We start from the raw sequence: 4,150 nt of genomic DNA, 5'->3' as shown, positions 1-4,150 counted from the left end.
GCTCATTGACCACGCCGCTGGCATACCAGGCGCCCGAGATCAGGTCGTTGAAGCCCCACTGCTGCTGCGGCGTGGTGGCTGGCAGGTCGGGCATCACCACCGGATGGGCCCAGATCGTCTTCCACAGCTGGCCATTGGCGTCCCAGCGGTCGCCCAGCACGGCCACCCAGGTGTCTTCGTCCAGGTAGTAGCGGCTCTTGGGCGCCTGGTGGCGCTGGCCGGGCTTGAGCGTGGCTTCCACCACCCACACCCGGTGCAGCTCCCAGCGCACATGGTCGGGGTTCAGGTGGTTGGCCAGCAGCACCTCGCTGTCCTTCGTGGGCGTGTGCAGGCGGTTGCTGTTGTAGGGAATCAGCATCTCCTGCTTGCCGACGATCTTCCAGTTGAAGCGGTCGTTGCGGCCGCCGAAGACGTCGATCTCGTCGAAGCTGGCCACGCCCGCGCTGGCCGGCGTGGGCGTGTCGCAGCAGGCATTGGGCAGCTTGCGCACACGGCGCTGGCCGGTCAGGTACACCCAGGTGTTGCTCTTGTCCGGGTCCAGGTTCAGGCGGCCGGTGATGGCCTCGCCCGCGCGCACCGGCGGGCCGCTGTTGACCAGCCGGATCAGCCAGTAGTCGCCGCTGAACCTTGCTTCCTGGCCTTGCGCGTAATACGGCATCTGCCACTCGCCATTGCCTTCTACCGACAGCACGCGCTGGCCGGTGGCGGTGACCAGGTAGCCGCGGAAGTCGTTCTGCCAGGCTTCGCCGCGCCAGTGCAGCTCATGGTTGGCCATGACCTCTTCGCCCGACTTGGGAATGGGGAAGGGAATACCGCCATAGGCACCCTTGACAATGGCGCCTTCCAGCTTGGCGTTGGTGGCGTTCTTGAAGGTGTTGTCGTACACCCATTGCGGCGCCGCCGCGGTGCGGTGCGTCTTGTAGACGTCGACCCGGTAGGTCTGCGGGTACTTCTTGAGCAGGGCTTGCGTGCCTTCGCTCAGCAGCGCCGCGTACTTGCCCATGTTGTCGGCGGTGATGCTGTAAAGCGGCTTCTCGTTGGCAAAGGGGTCGCCGCGGCGGCCCCCGTTCTTGAAGCCCGCGATCGGCGTGGTGTAGCCGCCGCTCCAGGTCGGGATGCTGCCGTCGGCATTGCCGGCCTTCTCGGCGCCCAGCGGCGTGAGCGTGGTCTTGAGCCTGGCGGCTTCGTCGGTACCGACGCCGGCCAGCGCTGGCGGCAAGGTGGCGATCAGGGCGGCGGCGGCGATCAGGCCGCGTGAAATGCCGCGTGTAATGCCGCGTGTGAGGGCGCGGGTGGGCACAGCGGGCCGTTGGGCGTATGGCATGGGGCTTGTCTCCGGGGGTCTGTTCAGAAGGTGGTGCGCAGCGACAGGGTCACGAAGTTGCGGTCCTTCAGGGCCTGCTTGAACTGGGCGTTGTTGGCGTTGTCCAGCGTCGGGCCTTCTGGGCCGAGGAATCGCACGTAGTTCAGGTTCGCGTTCCAGTTGCCCAGGTACACGGCGCCCAGGCCCAGGCTCAGGTCGCCGCCCTTGTTGATGCCGAAGGCCGGGCCCACCGCCGACGAATTGCCCCAGGCGTAGCCCAGGCCCACGCTGGGCGTCAGGTCCAGGCCGGGCACCACCTGGCGGTAGCTGGGCGAGAAGGTGAAGCGCAGCGCCGTCGCCGTGCGGTCGGCATTGGGGTTGAGCATCTCGGGGTTGCGCGTGACCTTCACCCGGCGGTTCCAGGCCACCTCCCCGACGAAGCTGGACTCCTGCGCCAGGAAGTTGGGCCCCAGGCTGGCGATCCACGAGAACTGCAGGTGCGCCGTCTCGCCCACCGCATAACCGGGGTTGTCGTTGTTGTCGTAGCCGGTGCCCACGCCGATGGCGGGGATCACCGACTGGCCCGAGCTGGCCAGCGGCGTGTTCTGCCGGTACGAGGCTTCGCCGGCCAGGCCCCATTCGCCCACCGTCTTGGAAAAGCTCATGCCGAAGGCGCGGATGCCCTCGTGGTACACCCAGCGGTAGCTGCTGGCGCTGAGCGCGGGCGGCAGGCCCGACAGCGTGTTCCAGATGTTGCTGGGCCCGGTGGCGTGGTAGCGGATGGCGTAAAAGCCCAGGTCGGTGTCGATCGCATCGACCCGCCACCGCAGCTGCAGGCCGCCCTGGCCGCCGTTGCGCGCGCCCAGGTCGGACTGGCGCACGAACACGCCGGTGGGCCCGGCGTTGATGCGCTCGGCACCCGGGCCCAGCGTGTCGCTGGTTGACAGGTAGGCGCCCGCCGGCATCAGCCGGGTCTTCTCCCATTCGTAGGCCACATAGGCGCCCACCGACACCTCGGGGCTCAGCTGCACTTGTCCAGACAACTTGCCGGTGGGCCGCGCCACTTCCTTGAAGGTGGCGCTGGGCACCGACTGCAGCTTGATCAGGTCCAGCGGCGCCATGCCGCCGGCAATGCCGTTGGCGCCGAAGAACAGGCTCTCGCCCCACAGCAGCGAGTGCTTGCCCAGCCGCAGCGTCACCGGCTTGTCGGCCACGTCGAAGCGGCCGAACACGAAGGCGTCCAGGATCTCGGCCTTGCGGCCCATCAGGTCGCGCGTTTCGGCCGGAAACTCGTTGCGCGGGCTGTGGTTGGCGCTGCTGCTCTGGTTCTGGTTGTCGCGGTTGTAGACGCCGTCGTACCAGGCGGCGGCGCTCAGCCGTCCGCCGAAGTTGCGCCAGTTGGCGTCCAGCTCGCTCAGCAGGTCGAGCCGGTTGCTGACGATGCCGCGGCTGAAGTTGTTGTCGCCGTCGTCCTGGTTGAGGTTGTTGGGCCCCACCACGCCGGTAGGCCCGAAGGCCGTGCGCGACAAGCCGGCCGAGGGCTTCTGCAGCCGCGCCATGGCGCTGTACTTCACGGTGTTGTCCCAGCGCAGCTTGAGTTCGCTGTCGCCGGTGTTGAACTCGAAGGCCTGGGCCTGGCACGCCGCCATGGCCGCCAGCGCCACCACATGTCGCCGGCGCAGCACCCTGCTTGTTTCCCTGGCCGGCGCGGCCTGCCAGGTGGCAGGCACGAGTTCATCCGCGGCTTGGCTTGAGGCCATTCCTTGTCTCCGTTGTGTTGATGGGTATCGGGTAAGCCAGAGACTAAGGATTGCGAAGCCTCATGAAAAATGGCTTCTTTCCAATCGACGATTCGATGCCGTGAATGGTTTTGGGGTTAACCCCCGAAGCCGCGGACCTGCCCGATGCGCTTCAACCGACTCGACCTCAACCTGCTGGTGGCGCTGGACGCGCTGCTGACCGACTGCAGCATCACCAAGGCGGCCGACCGCCTGAATCTCAGCCCCTCGGCCACCAGCAATGCGCTGGCGCGGCTGCGCGAGTACTTCGACGACGACCTGCTGGTGCAGGTGGGCCGCCGCATGGAGCCCACGCCGCGGGCGCTGGGCCTGCACGAGGCGGTGCGCGACGTGCTGGTGCGGGTGGACAGTGCGATTGCCATACCGCCCGCGTTCGAGCCGGCCAAGTCCGACCGGGTGTTCCGCATCTTCGTGTCCGACTACACCCAGATGGTGTTCGTGCCGCACCTGATGGCGCTGGCCCATGCCGAACGCTGCAGCGCCCGCTTCGAGTTCCTGCCGCAGGTGAGCCATCCGCAGCGCAGCCTGGAGCGGGGCGAGGCCGACCTGCTCATCATCCCGCGGGGTTTCGTCTCGCCCGACCACCCCGAGGAAAAGCTCTACCTCGACGACTTCACCTGCGTGGTGTGGCGCCACGGCGCGCTGGCGCGCGGCGAGTTCAACCTGGAGCGCTACGTCGCCGCCCGCCATGTGGTGATGCGGCCGCCCGGCTCATTCGGCGATTCGTTCGAGGCCTCGTTCGTCAAGCGCCACGGCATCGAGCGGCAGGTGGCCGTGACCAGCTACGGCTTTGCGTCGCTGGCGCCGCTGGTGGTGGGCACCGATTTCGTGGCCACGGTGCACAAGCGGCTGGCGCTGAAGCTGCTGCCTTCGCTGCCCATCGCGCTGCGGGCGCCGCCGCTGCCGCTGCCGGCGATGGAGCAGGGCCTGCAATGGCACAAGTACCGCACCCAGGACCCGGGCCTGGCCTGGCTGCGCCAGCTGCTGCACCGGGCCGCGGCCGCGATGGACGCGGCGATGGACACGGTGCCGCACTGAAGGACGCCAG

Annotated in this window: 3 protein-coding genes; 1 reads left to right on the top strand and 2 read right to left on the bottom strand. The window is 68.0% G+C overall.

Features of this window, described 5'->3' with window-relative positions; all coding sequences use genetic code 11:
* Positions 1–1,324: DUF1329 domain-containing protein (locus ABNT58_RS05055; protein WP_348752416.1), on the bottom strand; the 1,324-nt coding region annotated here is incomplete at its 3' end.
* Positions 1,325–1,347: 23 nt separating this feature from the next.
* A complete protein-coding gene (locus ABNT58_RS05050) occupies positions 1,348–3,063 on the bottom strand; it encodes a DUF1302 domain-containing protein (protein ID WP_348752415.1) in 1,716 nt (571 codons plus the stop codon).
* A gap of 144 nt (positions 3,064–3,207) precedes the next feature.
* Between ABNT58_RS05050 and ABNT58_RS05045 the strand changes: the two genes are divergently transcribed.
* Entirely contained in the window at positions 3,208–4,140 is a 933-nt protein-coding gene (locus tag ABNT58_RS05045) for a LysR family transcriptional regulator (protein WP_348752414.1), read from the top strand.
* The last annotated feature ends 10 nt before the right edge of the window (positions 4,141–4,150 follow it).

It is taken from the genome of uncultured Aquincola sp. (assembly GCF_964001545.1).
Classification (GTDB): Bacteria; Pseudomonadota; Gammaproteobacteria; order Burkholderiales; family Burkholderiaceae_C; genus Aquincola.
Note: the sequence above shows the minus strand (reverse complement) of the source record. Positions and strands in the feature narration are given on the sequence as shown.

What these genes read in the sequence shown, in the direction of transcription:
- ABNT58_RS05050 (WP_348752415.1), bottom strand. Translation starts at nt 3,063, where the DNA reads ATGGCCTCAAGCCAAGCCGCGGATGAACTCGTGCCTGCCACCTGGCAG.
- ABNT58_RS05045 (WP_348752414.1), top strand. Translation starts at nt 3,208, where the DNA reads ATGCGCTTCAACCGACTCGACCTCAACCTGCTGGTGGCGCTGGACGCG.